The 19,453-nt window shown below is 60.2% G+C and carries 17 protein-coding genes; 5 read left to right on the top strand and 12 right to left on the bottom strand.

Translation table 11 applies throughout. The features are described 5' to 3' along the window. Nucleotides 1–41 precede the first annotated feature (41 nt). Both ACN0SC_RS13340 and ACN0SC_RS13345 read left to right on the top strand, forming a co-directional pair. Nucleotides 42–908, top strand: a complete 867-nt coding sequence (locus tag ACN0SC_RS13340; protein ID WP_417250172.1) for an SDR family oxidoreductase — start codon at nt 42–44, stop codon at nt 906–908. A gap of 46 nt (nt 909–954) precedes the next feature. Next, a complete protein-coding gene (locus tag ACN0SC_RS13345) occupies nt 955–1,542 on the top strand; it encodes an exopolysaccharide biosynthesis protein (protein ID WP_417250173.1) in 588 nt (195 codons plus the stop codon). Between the two features lie 4 nt (nt 1,543–1,546). Here the strand turns inward: ACN0SC_RS13345 and dxs are convergent, their stop codons facing one another. The 5 genes from dxs to ACN0SC_RS13370 all read right to left on the bottom strand — a co-directional run bounded on the left by dxs (nt 1,547) and on the right by ACN0SC_RS13370 (nt 5,907). Then, on the bottom strand, nt 1,547–3,475 hold the full coding sequence (dxs, locus tag ACN0SC_RS13350; protein WP_417250174.1) for a 1-deoxy-D-xylulose-5-phosphate synthase: 1,929 nt from the start codon (nt 3,473–3,475) through the stop codon (nt 1,547–1,549). 12 nt (nt 3,476–3,487) lie between these two features. Beyond that, the gene (locus tag ACN0SC_RS13355; protein WP_417250175.1) at nt 3,488–4,354 is read right to left on the bottom strand and encodes a polyprenyl synthetase family protein; all 867 of its coding nucleotides are present in this window, start codon (nt 4,352–4,354) and stop codon (nt 3,488–3,490) included. Continuing rightward, on the bottom strand, nt 4,355–4,597 hold the full coding sequence (locus ACN0SC_RS13360) for an exodeoxyribonuclease VII small subunit (protein ID WP_417250176.1): 243 nt from the start codon (nt 4,595–4,597) through the stop codon (nt 4,355–4,357). Nucleotides 4,598–4,699: 102 nt separating this feature from the next. Then, complete coding sequence (locus ACN0SC_RS13365; RefSeq protein WP_417250177.1) at nt 4,700–5,398, bottom strand: response regulator; 699 nt, start codon at nt 5,396–5,398, stop codon at nt 4,700–4,702. After that, on the bottom strand, nt 5,395–5,907 hold the full coding sequence (locus ACN0SC_RS13370) for a MarR family winged helix-turn-helix transcriptional regulator (protein WP_417250178.1): 513 nt from the start codon (nt 5,905–5,907) through the stop codon (nt 5,395–5,397). The genes ACN0SC_RS13365 and ACN0SC_RS13370 overlap by 4 nt, the downstream gene beginning before the upstream one ends. A 133-nt stretch (nt 5,908–6,040) precedes the next feature. Between ACN0SC_RS13370 and ACN0SC_RS13375 the strand changes: the two genes are divergently transcribed. Together ACN0SC_RS13375 and ACN0SC_RS13380 are read left to right on the top strand one after the other, a co-directional pair. Then, a complete protein-coding gene (locus tag ACN0SC_RS13375) occupies nt 6,041–6,910 on the top strand; it encodes a branched-chain amino acid aminotransferase (RefSeq protein WP_417250179.1) in 870 nt (289 codons plus the stop codon). An 80-nt stretch (nt 6,911–6,990) separates the two neighbouring features. Continuing rightward, a complete protein-coding gene (locus ACN0SC_RS13380; protein WP_417250180.1) occupies nt 6,991–7,485 on the top strand; it encodes a hypothetical protein in 495 nt (164 codons plus the stop codon). Between the two features lie 4 nt (nt 7,486–7,489). Here the strand turns inward: ACN0SC_RS13380 and ACN0SC_RS13385 are convergent, their stop codons facing one another. The 6 genes from ACN0SC_RS13385 to ACN0SC_RS13410 all read right to left on the bottom strand — a co-directional run bounded on the left by ACN0SC_RS13385 (nt 7,490) and on the right by ACN0SC_RS13410 (nt 17,249). Beyond that, entirely contained in the window at nt 7,490–8,407 is a 918-nt protein-coding gene (locus ACN0SC_RS13385; protein WP_417250181.1) for a DMT family transporter, read from the bottom strand. A 68-nt stretch (nt 8,408–8,475) separates the two neighbouring features. Continuing rightward, the gene (gene queG / locus ACN0SC_RS13390; protein WP_417250182.1) at nt 8,476–9,516 is read right to left on the bottom strand and encodes a tRNA epoxyqueuosine(34) reductase QueG; all 1,041 of its coding nucleotides are present in this window, start codon (nt 9,514–9,516) and stop codon (nt 8,476–8,478) included. 29 nt (nt 9,517–9,545) lie between these two features. After that, on the bottom strand, nt 9,546–10,211 hold the full coding sequence (locus ACN0SC_RS13395) for a glutathione S-transferase family protein (RefSeq protein WP_417250183.1): 666 nt from the start codon (nt 10,209–10,211) through the stop codon (nt 9,546–9,548). 48 nt (nt 10,212–10,259) lie between these two features. Next, nucleotides 10,260–11,009, bottom strand: coding sequence for a monofunctional biosynthetic peptidoglycan transglycosylase (gene mtgA, locus ACN0SC_RS13400; RefSeq protein WP_417250184.1), 750 nt, complete (start codon nt 11,007–11,009; stop codon nt 10,260–10,262). Nucleotides 11,010–11,123: 114 nt separating this feature from the next. Then, entirely contained in the window at nt 11,124–15,659 is a 4,536-nt protein-coding gene (gltB, locus tag ACN0SC_RS13405) for a glutamate synthase large subunit (protein ID WP_417250185.1), read from the bottom strand. A 156-nt stretch (nt 15,660–15,815) separates the two neighbouring features. Further along, complete coding sequence (locus ACN0SC_RS13410) at nt 15,816–17,249, bottom strand: NAD(P)-dependent oxidoreductase (protein WP_417250186.1); 1,434 nt, start codon at nt 17,247–17,249, stop codon at nt 15,816–15,818. Nucleotides 17,250–17,474: 225 nt separating this feature from the next. On the opposite strand from ACN0SC_RS13410, the gene ACN0SC_RS13415 reads away from it, so the two are divergent. Next, nucleotides 17,475–18,278: an undecaprenyl-diphosphate phosphatase gene (locus ACN0SC_RS13415; protein WP_417250187.1), complete on the top strand. Its 804-nt coding sequence runs from the start codon at nt 17,475–17,477 to the stop codon at nt 18,276–18,278. 55 nt (nt 18,279–18,333) lie between these two features. Here ACN0SC_RS13415 and ACN0SC_RS13420 read toward each other — a convergent pair whose 3' ends face one another. Further along, nucleotides 18,334–19,323: a complex I NDUFA9 subunit family protein gene (locus tag ACN0SC_RS13420; protein WP_417250188.1), complete on the bottom strand. Its 990-nt coding sequence runs from the start codon at nt 19,321–19,323 to the stop codon at nt 18,334–18,336. Nucleotides 19,324–19,453 lie beyond the last annotated feature (130 nt).

The following is a 19,453-nucleotide window of genomic DNA, read 5'->3' on the forward strand; positions in this document are numbered from 1 at the left end:
ATCACTTCACCTAGCTGTGCAAGAGCGAGACCCTAACACAGATGACCGAGAAATCACGACACCTCTTCGTCTTTGGCCACGGATATAGTGCGACTACCCTATCTCGGCGACTTTTGCGTGACGGGTGGCAAGTGACGGGCACGGTGCGCGACAGGGCGAAGGCCGAGGAGTTGCGCGCGATGGGCGTGACGCCACTGGTGGTGCCTGACGATGATATCGCACCCGCACTCGCGGCGGCCTCGCATCTTCTGGTTTCTGCCGCGCCCGACGCGCAGGGTGATCCGATGCTGGCGGGGTTCACGGACGCGCTCGATGCCGCGCGGGGGCTGTCGTGGATCGGCTACCTCTCGACCACGGGTGTATATGGCGATCACGGGGGCGATTGGGTTGACGAGACGACACCCCTCACCCCAGCAACAAAACGCGGTCAGATGCGTGTCGAAGCGGAAACGGCGTGGCAATCGTATGCCGCCGCCCGTGATATCCCCCTCGCCATCTTCCGTTTGGCGGGCATCTACGGGCCAGGTCGCGGTCCCTTTGCAAAGGTCCGCGCGGGCACGGCGCGGCGGATTATCAAAAAAGGACAGGTGTTCTCCCGCACTCATGTCGAGGATATTGCGCAGGTTGTCGAGGCGGCCATGAATCGACCCCAATCCAGCGGAATCTTCAACGTTTGCGACGATGATCCCGCGCCTCCGCAGGATGTAATTGCCTATGCGGCGGAGCTATTGGGGCGTCCCGTGCCGCCCGCAATCGACTTCGAGACAGCGGATTTGACCCCCATGGCGCGCAGCTTCTATGCCGAGAGCAAAAAGGTGCGCAATACACGGATCAAAGAGGATCTCGGCGTCACGCTTCTATATTCCGACTATCGCGGTGGTCTCCGCGCATTGCTCGATCAGGAATGAACGAAATCAGGGGGAACCGCGTTTGGTCTTCATAAAGGAGATCATGATGCGGGAACCTCGCTCACTCAACGACATACTCGACGCGCTCCGAAATGCCTGTTCGGGTTCGACGGTATCCATAGGCGATGTGCTTGACGAGATCGGGCACCGTTCCTTCGCGCCCGCTATCCTTGTGCCCGCGGTGCTTCTGGTCTCGCCCGTTTCTGGCATTCCCGGATTGCCGACCTTCGGCGCCATTCTCATCCTTGTCTTCACCGTGCAGGCACTGATTGGTGCGGATCACATATGGGTTCCTCGGATCATTCGCTCACGCAATCTGCCCTGTTCGCGGGTGAACAAGGCGGTCGACTGGCTGGAGCGGCCCGTGGAATGGGTTGATGGTCACACAGAAAAGCGCCTGTCATTTCTGGCACAGCGCCCGTGGAGTTTCGTTGCACTCTCGCTCACCGCATTGCTTGCGATCACCATGCCCTTTCTGGAAATCCTTCCAATGGTGACATCGCTGGCCTGCTTCGCGATCTCCCTATTGATTCTCGGCATAATGGTGCGCGACGGTTTCCTGATCGTCGCGGGATATCTCACCATCGGGGTGTTTGCCGCAATTGTTCTGGGCGTGTCCCTGTCGATGTTCTAGCGCGTCAGGCCAGCTTCGCGCGAATGTCGCCGAGGCCCAAGGCGGTTAGAACCTTGCGCTCGATGCTCGCTGCATCGAGTTGTGCGACAGCGTACATATCTTCGGGGCTTGCCTGATCAATGAAGGTATCGGGCAGGAACATCGAACGGAACTTCAATCCATCGTCGAACGCACCGCTATTGGCGAGGAAGTCGGCCACGTGTGAGCCGAAACCACCGATTGCGCCTTCTTCGACGGTGATCAATGCCTCGTGGTTTGCGGCCAGTTGCGCGATGAGATTTTCGTCCAGCGGCTTTGCAAAGCGCGCGTCGGCGACGGTGCAGGAAATACCCCGTGCGGCGAGATTTTCAGCCGCTTTAGACACATGTTCAAGCCGTGTGCCAAAGGACAGAAGCGCTACACGCGAGCCTTCGGAGATGACCCGTCCTTTGCCGATTTCGAGCGGAACACCGCGTTCGGGCATCTCGACGCCAACCCCTTCGCCGCGCGGATAGCGGAACGCAATTGGCCCTTCGTCATGCGCCGCCGCCGTGGCGACCATATGCACCAGTTCCGCCTCGTCGGCTGCCGCCATCACGACAAATCCAGGCAGGTTGGAGAGGAAAGCCACGTCGAACGATCCCGCATGGGTCGCACCATCGGCACCCACAAGACCCGCACGATCAATCGCGAAACGGACGGGGAGGCGTTGGATCGCCACATCATGCACAACCTGATCGTAGCCGCGTTGCAGGAAGGTCGAGTACATCGCGCAGAAGGGCTTCATCCCGCCCGCTGCCAGACCCGCGCTAAAGGTCACGCCATGCTGTTCGGCGATCCCGACATCAAAGCAGCGCGACGGATAGCGCTCGGCAAAGAGGTTCAGACCCGTGCCATCGGGCATCGCCGCCGTAACCGCGCAAATCTTGTCATCGCGTGCGGCTTCGTCGAGCAGAGCCTTTGCAAACACCGAGGTATAGGACGGCGCGTTGGACTTCGCCTTCTTCTGCTCGCCCGTGACCACGTTGAATTTCGCAGTTGCATGACCCCGATCACTGGCCTCTTCGGCGGGGGCGTAGCCCTTGCCCTTCTTGGTGATAGCGTGGATCAGGATGGGGCCAGTCGCGCGGGATTTCACAGTGCGCAGAACCGACAGCAGTTGATCCATATCGTGCCCGTCAATCGGCCCGACATAGGAAAAGCCAAGTTCCTCGAACAGAGTGCCGCCAACGGTCATGCCCTTGAGCATTTCCTTGGCCCGCTTTGCGCCCTCTTGGAACGGGTGGGGCAGGAGCGACACGGCACCTTTGGCGGCGGCTTTCAGCTCTTGGAACGGCGCGCCTGCGTAGAGACGCGAGAGGTAGGAGGACAGCGCACCCACAGGTTCGGCAATCGACATTTCATTGTCGTTGAGGATCACGATCATCCGCTTGCCCAGATGGCCCGCGTTGTTCATCGCCTCGAATGCCATGCCCGCCGACATCGACCCGTCACCGATCACGGCAATCGCATCCCCGATCCCGTGTTCGGTTGCCCCGCCCAGATCACGCGCCACGGCAAAGCCGAGTGCGGCAGAGATCGAGGTGGAGCTATGCGCCGCGCCGAAGGGATCATAGGGGCTTTCCGAGCGCTTGGTGAAACCCGATAGACCGTCCTTTTGACGCAGGGTGCGAATACGGTCACGGCGGCCTGTGAGAATCTTATGCGGATAGCATTGGTGCGACACGTCCCAGATCAGACGGTCTTTCGGCGTGTCGAACACCGCATGGAGCGCAACGGTCAACTCGACCACGCCCAGCCCCGCGCCAAGGTGCCCGCCTGTCTCGGACACGGCGGAAATCGTCTCGGCCCGAAGCTCGTTGGCGAGACGTTTAAGCTCGGCATCGCTCAGCGCCTTGAGATCGGCGGGAACGGACACACGGTCGAGGGTCGGCGTATTGGGGCGATCAGACACGGACGTCTCCTGTCATGTTTCCCGCGAAATAACGAAACGGGCCACGTCCCGCAAGGCATCCGCACGGCTTCCATAGTGGTTCAATGCCGCACAGGCCTCGTCAACAAGCTCCTGTGCCCGCGCTTTCGCGCCATCAAGACCGAGCAGCGAGACAAAGGTCGCCTTGCCCGCGTCGGCGTCCTTGCCGACCGCTTTGCCCGTCTTGGCGATATCGCCCTCGACATCGAGAATGTCATCGTGGATTTGAAAGGCGAGGCCGAGTGCCTTGGCATAGTGGCCAAGCGCCGTCGGGTCGCCGCCGCCGAGGATGGCGCCTGCGCGCGCCGACCATTCGATCAGCGCCCCTGTCTTGTTCCCCTGCAATTCGGTGATCGCGGCAAGGTCGAGTGGGGTTTGCGCCGTTTCGGCGGCAATGTCCTGCGCTTGTCCGAGGACCATGCCATTGGCACCCGCCGCACGCGCAAGCGCGGCGATCAATTCGACCCTAATCTCGCTCGAAACGCCCAATTCGGGTCGTGTCAGAAGGTCGAAAGATAGGGTCTGAAGCGCGTCGCCAACCAGCACCGCCGTCGCCTCGTCCCAGCGTTTGTGAACCGTCGGCTGGCCACGCCGCAGATCGTCGTCATCCATGCATGGCAGGTCGTCATGCACGAGGCTATAGGCGTGCATCGCCTCAATCGCACTGGCCGCCCAAACGGATTGGTCGGGACCGATCCCGTGAAGTTGCGCCCCTTCCATAACCAGAAAGGCCCGCAGCCGCTTGCCGCCCGTCAGCGCATAGCGCATCGCCTGTTCAACAGGGCGCGTGCCCAGATCGGACAGGGTTTCCGTCAGGCAGGCGTCAACCCGGGCGCGGCAGTGTTCCATGGCGGATTGCATTCAAAGGCCTTCGGCGGGCGTGGTGCCTGTGGCGGTGCCATCGCCACCGACCGAAATCTTTTCGACCTTTTCCTGAGCGTCCTTGAGCTTGGCCTCGCAATGCGCCTTGAGCTTGGCGCCGCGCTCATAAAGAGCGATGCTCTCTTCGAGTGCTACTTCGCCGCGTTCGAGTTTGCCAACGACCTGATCAAGCTCGGCCATGGCTTGCTCAAAGCTCATCGTCTGTACATCTGGTTCGGCCATTGGATCATCCCCCAAAGGAAGTCGGTTGCTTTCGCTTGAGAACCTAACGGGTGGCGATGCGGCTTGCCAGCCACTTTTGTCACTCGGACGTGGTGTTGCCGCTCAATCGGGTACCAGCATGTAACCCGCGCCGCGCACGGTTTGGAGGTAGCGCGGCTGACGCGGATCGTGTTCGATCTTGCGCCGCAGCCGTGTGATCTGAACATCGACCGCGCGTTCTTGCGCCTGCCCGCCATCGCGCCCGAGCCGCTCGACGAGTTCGCTGCGTGTGACAGGCTCGGCGGGGGTGGCGGAGAAAATCCGCATTAACTGGCTTTCGGTCGCAGTCAACCGCACAAGGGCCTCGCCCTCCCACAACTCGCCGCGGTCGGTGTCATAGCGAAAGCGACCCAAGTTTAGTAGCTTCGGTGCAACTTTGGTGGGGGCTTCCTCGGGCACGCGGCGCAAAACCGCGTTGATCCGCAGGAGCAACTCTTTCGGCTCGAAGGGCTTGGCAAGATAATCATCCGCCCCCGCTTCAAGACCCGTGATGCGATCCTCTGTCTCGCCCTTGGCGGTCAGAAGCATGATCGGAGTTGCAATCCGTGTGCGCAGGTCGCGGGTCAGCGTGACCCCGTCCTCACCCGGCATCATGACATCAAGCACAATGAGGTCGAATTCCAACCCGTCAAGAAGCCGTCGCGCATGGGCCGCGTCCCGTGCCGAGGTGACACAGAACCCGTGGCGGATCAGGTATTTCTTCAGTAGGTCTCTAATCCGCTCATCGTCATCGACAATCAGTAGATGGACGTCACTCTTCAACCGTTCCCCTCCTCGAAGGCGTCGAAATGCGCCTTTTGATCGGGGTCCATCATGGCCTCAAGAACTCGTCGAAATCCAGCAACAGCTTCGTGACCCGCTTCGCGGTAGGCTGCGCGCATACGCGCTTGCTGGGCTTCGGACAGTTCCGCCTCCAGTGACTTCCCCCTCTCAGACAAGAACAGGTTGCGCTCGCGTTTGTCCATGGTGCCGACACGACTTTCGACCAGACCATCCTCGATCAAGGCTCGAAGCACGCGGTTTAGAGACTGTTTTGTCACGCCAAGAATGCTGAGCAGGTTGTTCACCGTCGTGCCTGGATAGCGGTTGATGAAGTGCAAAGCGCGGTGATGCGCCCGCCCGTACCCGTGTTGGTCAAGGATTCGGTCGGGGTCTTGCGTGAACCCGCGGTAGGCAAAGAACATCGCCTCGATCCCTTTTCGCAACTGTTCGTCCGTTAGGAACAGCAGCGCGCCGCCAGCCGAATTGCTACCATTTTTACCATCTGCCATAGACCAACCGTCCTTTCAGAGTTGGGGCATTTTAAGTCAGCCTTATTGACATTCCAAGGTTGAATTGGTAGCGAAGCACGATTTTAAGACAGGACCAAATCACGCCGATAGGGTTCAAGCCGAGGGAAATACAATGGCAGGTGCATACGACGATCGCGACGGTAAAATCTGGATGGACGGCTCGCTGGTGGACTGGCGCGACGCCAATGTCCATATCCTGACCCACGCGATGCACTATGCCTCGTCGGTATTCGAGGGTGAGCGCTGCTACAACGGCAAAATTTTCAAATCCGTCGAGCATTCCGAGCGCCTTCTGCGTTCTGGCGAGATGCTCGATATGCCGATCCCCTACTCGGTCGAAGAGATCGAGAAAGCCAAATACGATGTGCTCAAGGCCAACGGCTGGACCGATGCCTATGTGCGCGTGATCGCATGGCGCGGTGCGGGCGAAGACATGGGCGTGGCGTCCAACCGCAACCCTGTCCGCATGGCCGTGGCTGCGTGGGAATGGGGCGCCTATTATGGCGACGCCAAGATGAAGGGCGCAAAGCTCGACATCGCGAAATGGAAACGCCCCTCGCCCGAAACCATTCCGACAGCGGCGAAAGCGGCGGGTCTCTACATGATCTGCACCATGTCGAAACATGCCGCCGAGGCGAAAGGGTGCTCTGACGCGCTCTTCCTCGACTATCGCGGCTATGTGGCCGAAGCGACAGGGGCCAATATCTTCTTCGTCAAGGATGGCGAAGTGCACACACCCATCCCTGACGCGATCCTCGATGGCATCACTCGTCAGACTGTGATCGCCATGCTCAAGGAAAAGGGCATCACCGTCCACGAGCGCCGCATCCAACTCGAAGAGCTTGAAGGTTTCGAGCAGTGCTGGCTGACGGGCACTGCCGCCGAAGTGACCCCCGTGGGCCAGATCGGTGATTATACCTTCGAGGTGGGCACGCTCACACGCGACATCGCGGAGAGCTACGAGACACTGGTGCGCGCCTGACGCCACGCCGCGTTTCGATTTAACCTGACATAAACGGGTGTCTGCCATGATCTTTCGACGGATCATGGTGGAGCCCAATTGTGAGAACGCGCGACGTCATCGGACTTACAACCATCGCGGCGTTGGTCATCACGCCCGCGATTGTGTCGCTGACCGCCTATTACGTCACGCGCAATCCGAGCCTGCGACCGCTTGCTATCACGCTGGAGAAGCTGATCGCCGCAGGTCAGATCAAGGACCGCAACCTCATCATCGCGGAAATTACCTTCGGCACCGAGGCGCAGACGAATATGTCGCTCGCGGATCATGAGGCGGCGCTGGCGAAGGCTTTCGATACCTTCCAGACCAAGGTGCAGGTGCGCTTCCGATCCCGCCCGCGCAGTAATCAGATCACGATCGTCTATAAGGTCGGTAACAGCATCATTGGCCCCTATCCGATCACACGCGCCGCCGAGGGCATCCGCGCCGCCGTTGAGGCCGAGCGCATGATCACGAGGCAACGGGCGATCCTTGAGCGGCAGAAGGAGGAAAGCCTTGAGGATGCGAGTTTCTGGGAGCGGATATTTGCGGAATAGGTGCCTACATCACGGCGGTGGTCTTTTTCAGCCGTTCGGCAGAAAGGCCCAATTGCCGCTCTCGGTGGATCACAAGAAGCCCCGAAGCAACGATAATCGCGGCCCCGATGATCGTCATCCATGTCGGCACCTCATCGAAGAAGATGTAGCCTACAAGAATCGCGAAGACCATCGACGTGTATTCAAACGAGGCAAGCGTCGAGGCGGGCGCATGGCGATAGGCGGAGGTCAAAAGCACCTGCGCGAACCCGCCAAGTAGCCCCGCGAGGATCAGTTGCACCATCACCCAGCCACTCGGCATGACCCAGCCGAAGGGGAAGGTCAGCCCCGTGACAATCGTGGCAATTACGGAGAACCAGAACACGATGGAGGTCGTGCTTTCCGTTTTCACCATGGTTCGCAGGTGGATCTGGATAAAGGCCACGATGATCGCGGCGAGCAATGCTGCCATCGCCCCGTAAATCTCGTCTTGTGTCGGCGTGCCGTGTAGCATGGTCAGGCGTGGCGACAGGATGATCAGCACACCTGTCATACCGATTGCCACGGCGGTGAATCTGAACACGCGCACGCGCTCACCGAGCAACGCGGCCGACAGGATCACGATGAACAAGGGACGCGCATAGCCGATGGCGGTGGCATCGGGCAGGGGCAATTTTGATAGCGCCGTGAAGCCGAGCATCATGCTGCCCGCGCCCAGAATGCCGCGCACCAAATGCGCTTTCGGGCGCACCATTTTCAGCCCCTTCCGCAATTCCCCGCGCGCGAGCAGGAAGCCCACAACGATCGGAATGGCGAACAGAGATCGGAAAAACGCGGCCTGATATGAGGGCACTTCAGCGGAGGCGGATTTCACGAAAGAGGCCATCGCCAGAAAAATGGCCAATGACGCCAATTTCAATCCGATCCCTCGCATCACATTCATGATTCAAGCGTCCTTTTGGCTCGCTCGTAGCGTAGCGATCCTGCGGCGAGGCTCAACATCGCGGGCACCTATGTTTTTGCAAGCCGCCCTACCGCCCATCGCGCCGCATCGCGCACTGTCTCGTCGGGATCGTCGCAGGACGCCTGTGCGGCGGGGATCAGGGACGGATCCTGCGAGTTTCCGATGGCATAGAGAACATTGCGCAGGAAACGGTTCCGTCCGACCCGTTTGATCGGTGATCCCGAGAACTTCGCGCGAAACGCGGCGTCGTCGAGCTGGGCCAACTCCGCCAGTTTCGGCTCTTGCAGGTCCGCCCGCGCCGCATAGCGCACTTCTTTTGCGGAGGCGGCGAATTTGTTCCACGGGCAGGCGGCGAGGCAATCGTCGCAGCCGTAGATCCTGTTGCCCATCTTCGCGCGTAGCTCTTCGTCCACGGGGCCGTGGTGCTCGATGGTGAGATAGGAAATGCACCGCCGCGCGTCGAGTTGGAACGGCGCGGGGAAGGCATCGGTCGGGCAGGCGTCGAGACAGGCGCGGCACGACCCGCAACGCTCCCTTTCCGCTGGATCAGGGTCGAATTCGAGCGTGGTGAAGATCGCGCCGAGGAAAAACCAACTGCCCAGATCACGCCCCAACAGGTTGGTGTGCTTACCCTGCCAGCCCAACCCTGCCTTCGCGCCGAGCGGCTTTTCCATCACGGGGGCGGTGTCGACGAAAACCTTGATCTCGGTGTCCGCGCCAGCCGCCTCGATCAGCCAGCGCCCGACCCGTTTGAGCCGCTTCTTAACGATGTCATGGTAGTCGCGATTGCGCGCATAGACCGAGATCGCGCCACGGTCGGGTTTACCCACGACCTCCATCGGATCAACGTCGGGCGTATAGGCCTCCGCCAGCATGATGACGGTTTTCGCCTCGGGCCAAAGCGCGGTGGGATCGCCGCGCCATGCCATACGCTCGGCCATCCAGCCCATCTGCCCGTGACGCCCCGCCTCGACAAATGCATCCAGCCGCGCCCGCGCTTCAGGCAGGTCGGGCCGCGCGAAGCCGACCTTGGAGAACCCCTCCGAAAGGGCGCGGTCGATCACGGATTGTTTGTCGATGGGGGACATGGTCTCCCTTTCGGCTGGCGCCAGCGGGATCAGAAGTCCAGATCGGTGTAATGTTCGGGCGGTGGGAAACCTGGCACCTGATCGGCGAGAAGCGAGCGGAAGGCTGGCCGCGACTTGATCTTCGCATACCAGTCCTTGACCACCGCCGAACGGTTCCAGTCCACATCCGAGATATAGTCGAGGCTGGACAGATGCGCGGCGGCTGCGAAATCGGCAATCGTCATGTTGTCACCTGCTAGCCAACGGCGACGGTCGAGCAGCCACGCCATGTAATCGAGGTGGAACTTGATCGCCTTTGCACCCGCTTTGACGTTGGCGGAGACAGGATAGCCCGATTTGGTGATCTTGCGGTTCACCCGCTCGTAGAGCAGATTCGCGGTCACTTCGCTGTGGAACTTGTCGTCGAACCACGACACCAGCCTGCGCACCTCGAAACGGCCCTCGGCGTCCGAGGGCATGAGCGGCGGGGTGGGGTGCTTCTCTTCGAGATATTCGCAAATCGCGCTGCTTTCGGCATAGTTTTTCTCACCGATGCGCAGGATCGGCACCTTGCCTGCGGGGTTGCGCCGCAGGAAGTCGGGATCGCGTTCCCAATAGCGTTCCTCGACCAGCTCGACCTCGATCTTCTTCTCGGCGAGGCACAGGCGCACCTTGCGGCAAAAGGGGGAGAGGGGCACGTGGTACAGTCGGTTCATGTCGGTCACTCGTTTTTTAGCCCTACTTGCCGCGAATGCGACCCCGTTTCAATCCTCGAAACAGGATGCGCGTCCGTCGGCGGAAATTGTCGCGGCACCATCAATAATCTGAGCGGCGCGCCGCCGTGTAAATTGCCCCGGATTGGCGGCATCGCGCGATTTCGGGCTGGGAAGAATCGCGGCGAGGCGGGCGGCTTGAGTCGGTGTGAGCGCTTCTGGCCCCACGCCGTAGTAATGCCGCGCGGCGGCTTCCACCCCGAAGACACCCGTATCAAATTCGGCGATGTTGAGATAGACCTCCAGTATCCGCCGCTTCGACCACATCAGTTCCACCACCGGTGTCGTCAGCGCCTCAAGCGCTTTGCGCGGCCAACTGCGCCCGTGCCACAGGAAGGCATTCTTGACCACTTGTTGCGAGAGCGTGGAAGCCCCGCGCCGTGCGCCGCTTTCGATGGCGTGGCGGATTGCGGTAATGTCAAACCCCCAGTGCAGGCAATAGTTCGCATCCTCCGCAGCGACCGCAGAGCGCGCCATAACGGGGGCGATGTCGTCCATCGGAACCCATTGGTAATCCACGTCACCGTGGCGAACGGATTCGGCCATCATATAGGGCGTGGTCGGCACGGGGAACATGCCATAGGCCGCAATCCAGATCAGCCATAGTGCGACAATCGCGAAAAGCGTGCGCCGCACACGACGACGCCAACGCGCGAAAAACCCCTGCTTTGGGGTCTCTTTCTTCGCGTTGCGCTGACTGCTCTTGGCGCTTTGCTTCTTTGCTTTTGCTTTTTTGGCCATGGCGAATTTGGTCTCACGGATTGCGCGCGCGGGTCAAGCGCCACGATACACCACCGCATGAAAAAGCCCCCACCTGTGACAGGCGGGGGCGATTTGTTTGCGATGCAATCTGCCTTACTCGGCGGGAATTGCGCCCTGTTCCAGCGACAGCGGGGCAGGGATATGCACCAGCATTTCCTTGGGACAGATCTGGACGAAGTTGGCTTTTTCGACGTCCCAATTCGACAGGATTTCACGGGCGCACAGCGAATGGGTCTCGGCCGCATGGCGCTCGATGAGGCCCTTCAGCTCGGCTTCCCAGTGATCCACCGTCACGGGGCAGGTCACAAGCGTCTCCATGTTGAGCAGGTTCCCCGCCTTGCCTTCGGGATCGTAGAGATAGGCCATACCGCCCGTCATCCCCGCACCGAAGTTCGCGCCGATGGAGCCAAGGATCACAGTGATCCCGCCCGTCATGTATTCACAACCGTTGGAACCGCAGCCCTCGATCACTGCTTTCGCTCCCGAGTTACGCACGGCGAAACGTTCGCCCGCGCGGCCCGCGGCAAAGAGATAGCCATCGGTCGCACCATAAAGCACCGTGTTCCCGATGATCGTGTTCTCGGAGGCGTCCAAAGGCGAGTGCATCGGCGGACGCACGACGATTGTGCCGCCCGAAAGCCCTTTGCCCACGTAGTCATTGGCATCGCCCGAGACTTCGATCTTCAGGCCTGGTGCTGCGAAAGCGCCAAGCGACTGACCCGCCGATCCCGTCAGCTTCACCGTGAGGTGATCTGGCTGGAGATCGTTCCGCATACCGAAGTTCGACACGATATGGCTCGATGTGCGCGTCCCGATGGTCCGAAGCGTGTTTTGCACCGCGTAGGACAGTTGCATCTTTTCCCCGTCTTTGAGGAAACGAGCGGCGTCCGAGACGATTTGTGCATCCAGCGTGTCGGGCACGGCGTTGCGCGGCTTCGAGCGGTCGTAGACGATGCGATCCGCCCCGTCCACGGTCAGCAGAAGCGGGTTCAGGTCGAGGTCGTCGAGATGCGCGGAGCCACGCGACACCTGCGTCAGAAGATCGGCGCGACCGATCACCTCGTCGAGCGACCGCGCGCCGATGGAGGCGAGAATCTCGCGGACTTCCTGTGCGTAGAAGGTGATCAGGTTCACCACCTTGTCGGCATTGCCCGTGAACTTGGCACGCAGGTCGTAGCGCTGGGTGCAGACGCCAACGGGGCAGGTGTTCGACTGGCACTGACGCACCATGATACAGCCCATCGCGATGAGCGCAGCGGTGCCGATGCCGTATTCCTCGGCCCCCATCATCGCGGCCATCACGATGTCACGACCCGTGCGCAAACCACCATCCGTGCGCAGCGTGACACGCTCGCGCAGGTTGTTCATGGCCAGCACTTGATGCGCCTCGGTCAGACCCATTTCCCACGGCAGACCTGCGAATTTGATCGAGGTTGCGGGAGATGCGCCTGTGCCGCCGTTGTGGCCCGAAATCAGGATGATGTCGGCTTTCGCCTTCGCCACACCTGCGGCGATGGTGCCGACGCCGGAGGAGGCGACGAGCTTTACCGTGACTTTGCAGCGCGGGTTGATCTGCTTGAGGTCGTAGATCAGCTGAGCAAGGTCTTCGATGGAGTAGATATCGTGGTGCGGCGGCGGCGAGATGAGCGTGACGCCCTTCGTCGAGTGGCGCAGCTTGGCGATCAGGTCCGTGACCTTCATGCCAGGCAACTGCCCGCCTTCACCAGGTTTCGCGCCTTGGGCGACCTTGATTTCCAGCTCTTCGCAATGGGTGAGGTATTCCGCCGTCACACCAAAGCGACCCGAAGCCACCTGTTTGATCTTCGCCGAAGCGTTGTCGCCATTGGGTTCGGGCGTGAAATCATCGGGGCTTTCGCCACCTTCACCCGAATCCGACTTCGCGCCGATACGGTTCATGGCGATCGACAGGGTGCGGTGCGCCTCGGGAGACAGGGCGCCCAGCGACATACCCGGCGTGACAAAACGCTTACGGATCGAGGTGATCGATTCCACTTCTTCGATTGGCACGGGATTGCCCAGCGACTTCATGTCGAGCAGGTCGCGCAGGTGGATCGGCGGGGTGGCCTGCATACGTGCGGAATACTGCTTCCACATCTCGTAGGACGCGCGGTCACAGGCCGATTGCAGCATGTGCATCGCCTGCGCTTCCCACGCATGGGTCTCGCCCGATTTACGCGACTTGTAGAAACCACCGATGGGCAGGGTGTTGCCCCCGAGCCAGCCTTGTTTGTGGACCTCTTCGACCTTGCGCTGAATACCTCCAACACCGATGCCCGAAATCCGCGAATGCATTCCCGGGAAGAACTCGGCGCACATGGCGCGGGACAGGCCGACCGCCTCGAAGTTGAGACCGCCGCGATAGGAGGAAATCACGGAAATCCCCATCTTCGCCATGATCTTCAACAGACCTTGGTCGATCGCATTGCGATAGCGCTGCACCGCTTCGGTAAGCGTGCAATCCAGCAACCCACGGTCGATACGATCCGCGAGGCTGTCCTCGGCAAGATAGGCGTTCACAATCGTCGCGCCACAGCCGATCAGAACCGCAAAGTAATGCGGGTCGATACATTCGGCGGAACGTACACCAATCGAACAGAAGGTCCGCAGACCCTTGCGCGTCAGCCAGCTATGCACGGCGGAGGTGGCAAGGATCATCGGCATGGCAACCTTGTCCACACCCTGATTTTGGTCAGTCAGGATGATGTGCCCGCCACCAGAACGCACGGCCTCTTCGGCCTCGGCGCGAATGCGGTCGAGACCCTGACGCAGCGCATCTGGCCCTGCATTCGCGGGGAAGGTGCAGTCGATCTCGGTCATCGGCGCGTTGAAATGCTCCTTGAGCTTTTCAAACTGCGCGTTGCCGACAAAGGGGCTGTCCAGCACGAGAATTTCGGTCTGGCTGCTGTCCTCGTCGAGCACGTTCTTGAGGTTGCCGAACCGCGTCTTGAGGCTCATCACGCGGTATTCGCGCAAGCTGTCAATCGGCGGGTTCGTGACCTGCGAGAAGTTCTGACGGAAGAAGTGCGACAGCGGGCGATACTTGGTCGAGAGAACCGCCGAGGGCGTGTCATCGCCCATCGAGGCCAAGGTCTCTTTCCCGTCTTCGGCCATCGGCGCGAGGATCTGTTCAAGCTCCTCGATGGAATAGCCTGCCGCGATCTGGCGTTTCTTCAGCTCGTCGCCTTTGAAAAGCACAGTTTCGGAAATGCCCGCCAGCTCGCTGTCGAGATCGTTGATCTTGCCAACCCATTCACCGAAGGGCTGCGCATCCGCGAGCATGTTTTTCATCTCGGTGTCGTGGTAAAGCTTGCCGTCTCTCATATCCACGGCCAGCATCTGACCCGGACCAAGCGCGCCTTTTTCCACAACGGTCGCCTCATCGGTCGGCACCATGCCAACCTCGGAACCCGCGATCACAAGGCCGTCGCCCGTCACAACGTAACGCATCGGGCGCAGGCCGTTGCGGTCAAGACCCGCACAGACCCAGCGGCCATCGGTCATGGCAAGAGCAGCAGGGCCGTCCCACGGCTCCATCACGCTGTTGCAGTAGGAATACATATCGCGCCACGCCTGCGGCAGTTCCTCGGCGGTCTTGGACCACGATTCGGGCACGAGCATCGTCTTGGCCATCGGCGCATTACGCCCAGCGCGCACCAGAACCTCGAACACGGCATCAAGTGCCGCCGAATCCGACGACCCCTGCGCGCAGATCGGTTTGATGTCCTCGGCCATGTCGCCAAAGGTGGAGGAGGCCATGCGAATCTCGTGGCTCTTCATCCAGTTCAGGTTGCCCTTGAGCGTGTTGATCTCACCGTTGTGCGCCAACATGCGGAACGGCTGTGCCAGCCACCACTGCGGGAAGGTGTTGGTCGAATAGCGCTGGTGATAGATCGCAAATGCACTCTCGAAACGTTCGTCCATCAGGTCGGGGTAGAACTCCGCAACCTGCTCGGCGAGCATCATGCCTTTATAGATGATCGAGCGGCACGACAGGCTACAGATGTAGAGCTGGCCCACACCTGCGGCAGCAGCGGCCTTCTCGATGCGGCGACGGATCACGTAAAGCTCGCGTTCGAAGGTCTCTTCGTCCACGCCTTTGGAATTAGAGATCAGGATTTGCTCGATCTCGGGGCGGGTCGCGTTGGCTTTCTCACCGAGGCAGGAGGTGTCTACGGGAACGTGGCGCCAGCCGTAGATCTGATACCCCATGCGCAGCACTTCGGTCTCGACAATCGTGCGGCAGGTTTCCTGCGCGCCGAAATCCGTGCGCGGCAAAAACACCTGACCCACGGCGAGCAGCTCGTCCGTGCGCGGCTCGTGGCCTGTGCGTTTGACTTGATCGTAGAAGAAGGGGACGGGGATCTGAACATGGATACCCGCGCCGTCGCCCGTCTTGCCATCGGCGTCAACCGCGCCGCGGTGCCAGATGGCTTTCAGTGCCGTGATGCCGTTCTCGACAACCTGACGCGAGGGCGATCCGTCGACCGAAACCACAAGGCCCACACCGCATGACGAGTGTTCGTCTTCTTCGCGGAAGAGCGAGTTCTCCGCCATCCACTTGCGCTTTGCCTCTTCGCGTGCGGCCCAGCTTTCGTCAAATTTTGCCATTTGTTAACCCTTCCTTCTTTGGTGGGTCAGGGCTGCTGCCCTAAATAGAATTTTCCGTCCTGCGCAACGTTCGCTGGGGTTCGACAGATGTCCGACAGATGTCAGACGGGTATCCGACCCACCGAAACGACGATATCCGCGCAGGCAATCTCGTGATTACTCGGCAGCCACAGAGGCCGCATTTGTGAGATATTCCAGCATCGCATCCGCCGCTTCGCGCCCGTCGCGGATTGCCCAGACAACGAGCGACGCGCCGCGCTGGATATCGCCGCAAGCATAGACGCCATCGAGCGATGTGGCGTGGCTGGCGAAATCGGCCAGAACCGTGCCCCAACGGGTCGTTTCAAGTTCGGGTGTTTCCCACTGCTCGGGCAGGTCTTCGGGAGAGAAGCCCAATGCCTTGATGACCAGATCGGCCTCTTCGATATAATCGGCCCCCTCGATCACTTCAGGCGATTGGCGTCCCGATGCGTCAGGCGCGCCGAGGCGCATTTTCTGAACCATGACGCCCGTAACGGGATCGCCAGTGAAGCCTTTGGGTGCGGAGAGCCAGACGAATTCGACGCCTTCCTCTTCGGCGTTTTGTGTTTCGCGCTGGGAGCCGGGCATGTTGGCGCGGTCGCGGCGGTAGAGACATTTCACCGAGGTTGCGCCCTGACGGATCGCCGTGCGCACACAGTCCATGGCCGTATCCCCGCCGCCGATCACGACGACCTTTTTGCCTTCGGCGTTCAGCGCACCGCTATCAAACTCGGCCACGTCGTCACCAAAGGAGACTTTGTTGGATGCGGTGAGATAATCGATCGCGCGCACGATGCCTTCGGCCCCTGCGCCTGGTCCTGTGAGGTCGCGGGATTTGTAGACGCCTGTCGCGATGAGCACCGCGTCATGTTTGCCACGGATCGCGTCAAAGGAGATGTCTTCGCCGACATTGCAGTTCAGCACGAACTCGACGCCCGACTTTTCGAGCTGTTCGATGCGTTTGAGGACGATGTCCTTTTCGAGCTTGAAGCTCGGGATGCCGTACATCATCAGCCCGCCCGCGCGGTCGGAGCGTTCATAGACTGTGACCTGCACACCTGCGCGACGCAGGCGGTCTGCGGCGGCAAGGCCACCTGGTCCGGAGCCGATGATGCCAACGCTTTCCTCGCGTTCAACGGCGGGGGAGATGGTCTCGACCCAGCCTTCTTCCCACGCGGTGTCGGTGATGTATTTCTCGACCGCGCCGATGGTGACGGTGCCGTGGCCCGATTGCTCGATGACGCAATTGCCTTCGCACAGACGGTCCTGCGGGCAGATGCGGCCACAGATCTCGGGGAAGGAATTGGTGGCCTGCGACAGTTCGTAGGCTTCCTTGAGACGGCCCGTCGCTGTGAGGCGGAGCCAATCGGGGATGTTGTTGTGGAGCGGGCAGTGCGACTGGCAATATGGCACGCCACATTGCGAACAGCGCGATGCCTGTTCTTGCGCTTTATCGGCGATGAACTCGCCATAGATTTCGAGGAAGTCGCCCGTGCGCTCCTCTGCTTCCCGTTTGAGAGGCATATCGCGCCCGACAGACACGAATTTCAGCATAGGCTCCTTGGCCATTTCAAAGGTTCTCCAAGCATTCCAGAAATCCCCGCCTACCTACACGCCCTCTATTGAAAAGAAAAGTCATAACTAGTGACCTATTTCTATATTTTTTGATAGGCGTGGGTTGGTTTCCATCTCTAGCTGTCGAAAATAGGTCAGTATATATTCCATAACTTTGTTCTTCTTATTGAGAATCAATGGGTTTACGTTCGCCGCAGCGCAGGCATGGACAGGATGCACATGACACTTTTCTACCTTCTCCTTGTGGCATTGATTCAGGGCATCACCGAATTTCTGCCTGTTTCTTCTTCTGGCCACCTGATTCTCCTCCCGCAATTGACGGGTGCAATGGACCAAGGGTTGGTAATCGACGTGGCGGTGCATGTTGGCACACTCGGGGCGGTTGTTGCGTTTTTTTGGCGGGACGTGCGCGGTGCTGTTGCGGGCGTGCCGCGGCTTGTGGCGGGGCGAATTGATACCGAAGGATCAAAACTGGCCTTCCTCCTCATCATCGCGACGATCCCCGTGGTGCTTGTCGGCTTTGTCGCCAAGGTGACCGGGCTGGCGGATGCCATGCGGTCGATCACGGTGATCGGCTGGGCCATGCTTGTGTTCGGGCTCGTGCTCTATTGGTTCGATCAAAAGGGACCGACGACCAAGGGGGCAGGTGACTGGAATACGCGTGACGCCGTGATCTTGGGGCTGTGGCAGGCCGTGGCGATCATCCCAGGAACGTCACGATCGGGTATCACCATTACGGGTGCCCGTGCGCTTGGCTATACACGAGCGGACGGGGCGAAGATTGCTATGCTGATGTCGATTCCCACGATCGTCGCCTCTGGTGTTCTGCTTGGCGCGGATGTTGTTGGGCAGGCCAACTGGATGCTGATGCAACTCGCGGGCATTGCTGCTCTCTTCGCATTCGTCTCTGCGCTTCTCGCGCTGACATTCATGATGCGCCTACTTCGTTCGGTGAGCTTCACGCCCTATGTCATCTATCGCGTGATCCTCGGAATCATCCTGCTGACCATCTCTTACACATAAAAAACGCGCCCCGAAGGGCGCGTCCATTTCATCATAGCTTCCAGCCGCGGCAGGATCAGTGGCTACGAAGCCCTTTGGCGCTTTCGCGAATGGCTTCGAACTGGCCTGTGGGGCGATAGATCCAAAGGTAATCGGGCAGGACGGCACCCATATTCGTGGGCGTGATGTCGAGATCGGCGAATGTCTTCGCATCGTCAGACACGATATTGTCTACCCGCAGGTTTCTAACCTGATCGCGGGTCAGCACGGAGTTGTGGAACAGGCCACCCGTGGCGACCTGCGCAAGACCGAACATAGCTCCCATGATATGTCCGACCCAGAAAGGCAGGTTCACGAGAAGGCGCTTACGACGGATTTCGTGGAGCATCTCCTGCATCAACTCGCGCAGAGTTGCGACATCGGGGCCGCCAAGCTCGTAGATACCAGGCTCGATGTCCTCAAGGGTTCCTTTAACCGCAGCACGTGCGACATCATCGACATAGACGGGTTGAAACTTGGTCTCCCCTCCAACGATGGGCAGAACGAAAGGCGTCTTTGCCGCCATATTTGCGAAGCGGTTAAAGAAGTCGTCTTCGGAACCGAACATGACCGATGGACGCAGGATCACGGCCTTCGGGAACGCCTTGAGAACACCTTCCTCGCCCAATGCCTTGGTGCGGGCATATTCGCTGGCGGCCTGCGCATCCGCGCCAATCGCGGAGATGTGGACCAGACGACCGATACCCTCTTCGCTGGCGATGCGCGCAACGCGTTCAGCCCCTTCGGCCTGCACGGCGGCAAAGGAATTGCGGCCCCGCTGGGTCAGCACACCAACGCAGTTTACAACAGCGTCCGCTCCCTGCATCGCGGCTCGTACCGAGACATCATCGCGAATGTTGCAGAAAATGGGCTCAACCTGACCAACGGCGCCGTAGGGTTTGACGTGAAGCGACTCGTTGGGGCGACGAACCGCAACGCGCACGCGCCAACCCTCTTTCGCCATACGTCGTGCAATATACCGCCCGACAAAGCCCGCGCCGCCATAGATGGTGACCAATTTCGTCATCTGCATCTCCAATGCCTGAGTGTCGCCATTTCAATAGCTTTTCGGGCCAGAATGAACAAGACGCTATGAGCCAAGTCAAAAAGGGAAGAGAATCGCGTTGACACGCCCGTGAGAGGCCTATATCTCGCGG

The organism is Celeribacter sp., from assembly GCF_048261515.1.
GTDB lineage: Bacteria > Pseudomonadota > Alphaproteobacteria > Rhodobacterales > Rhodobacteraceae > Celeribacter.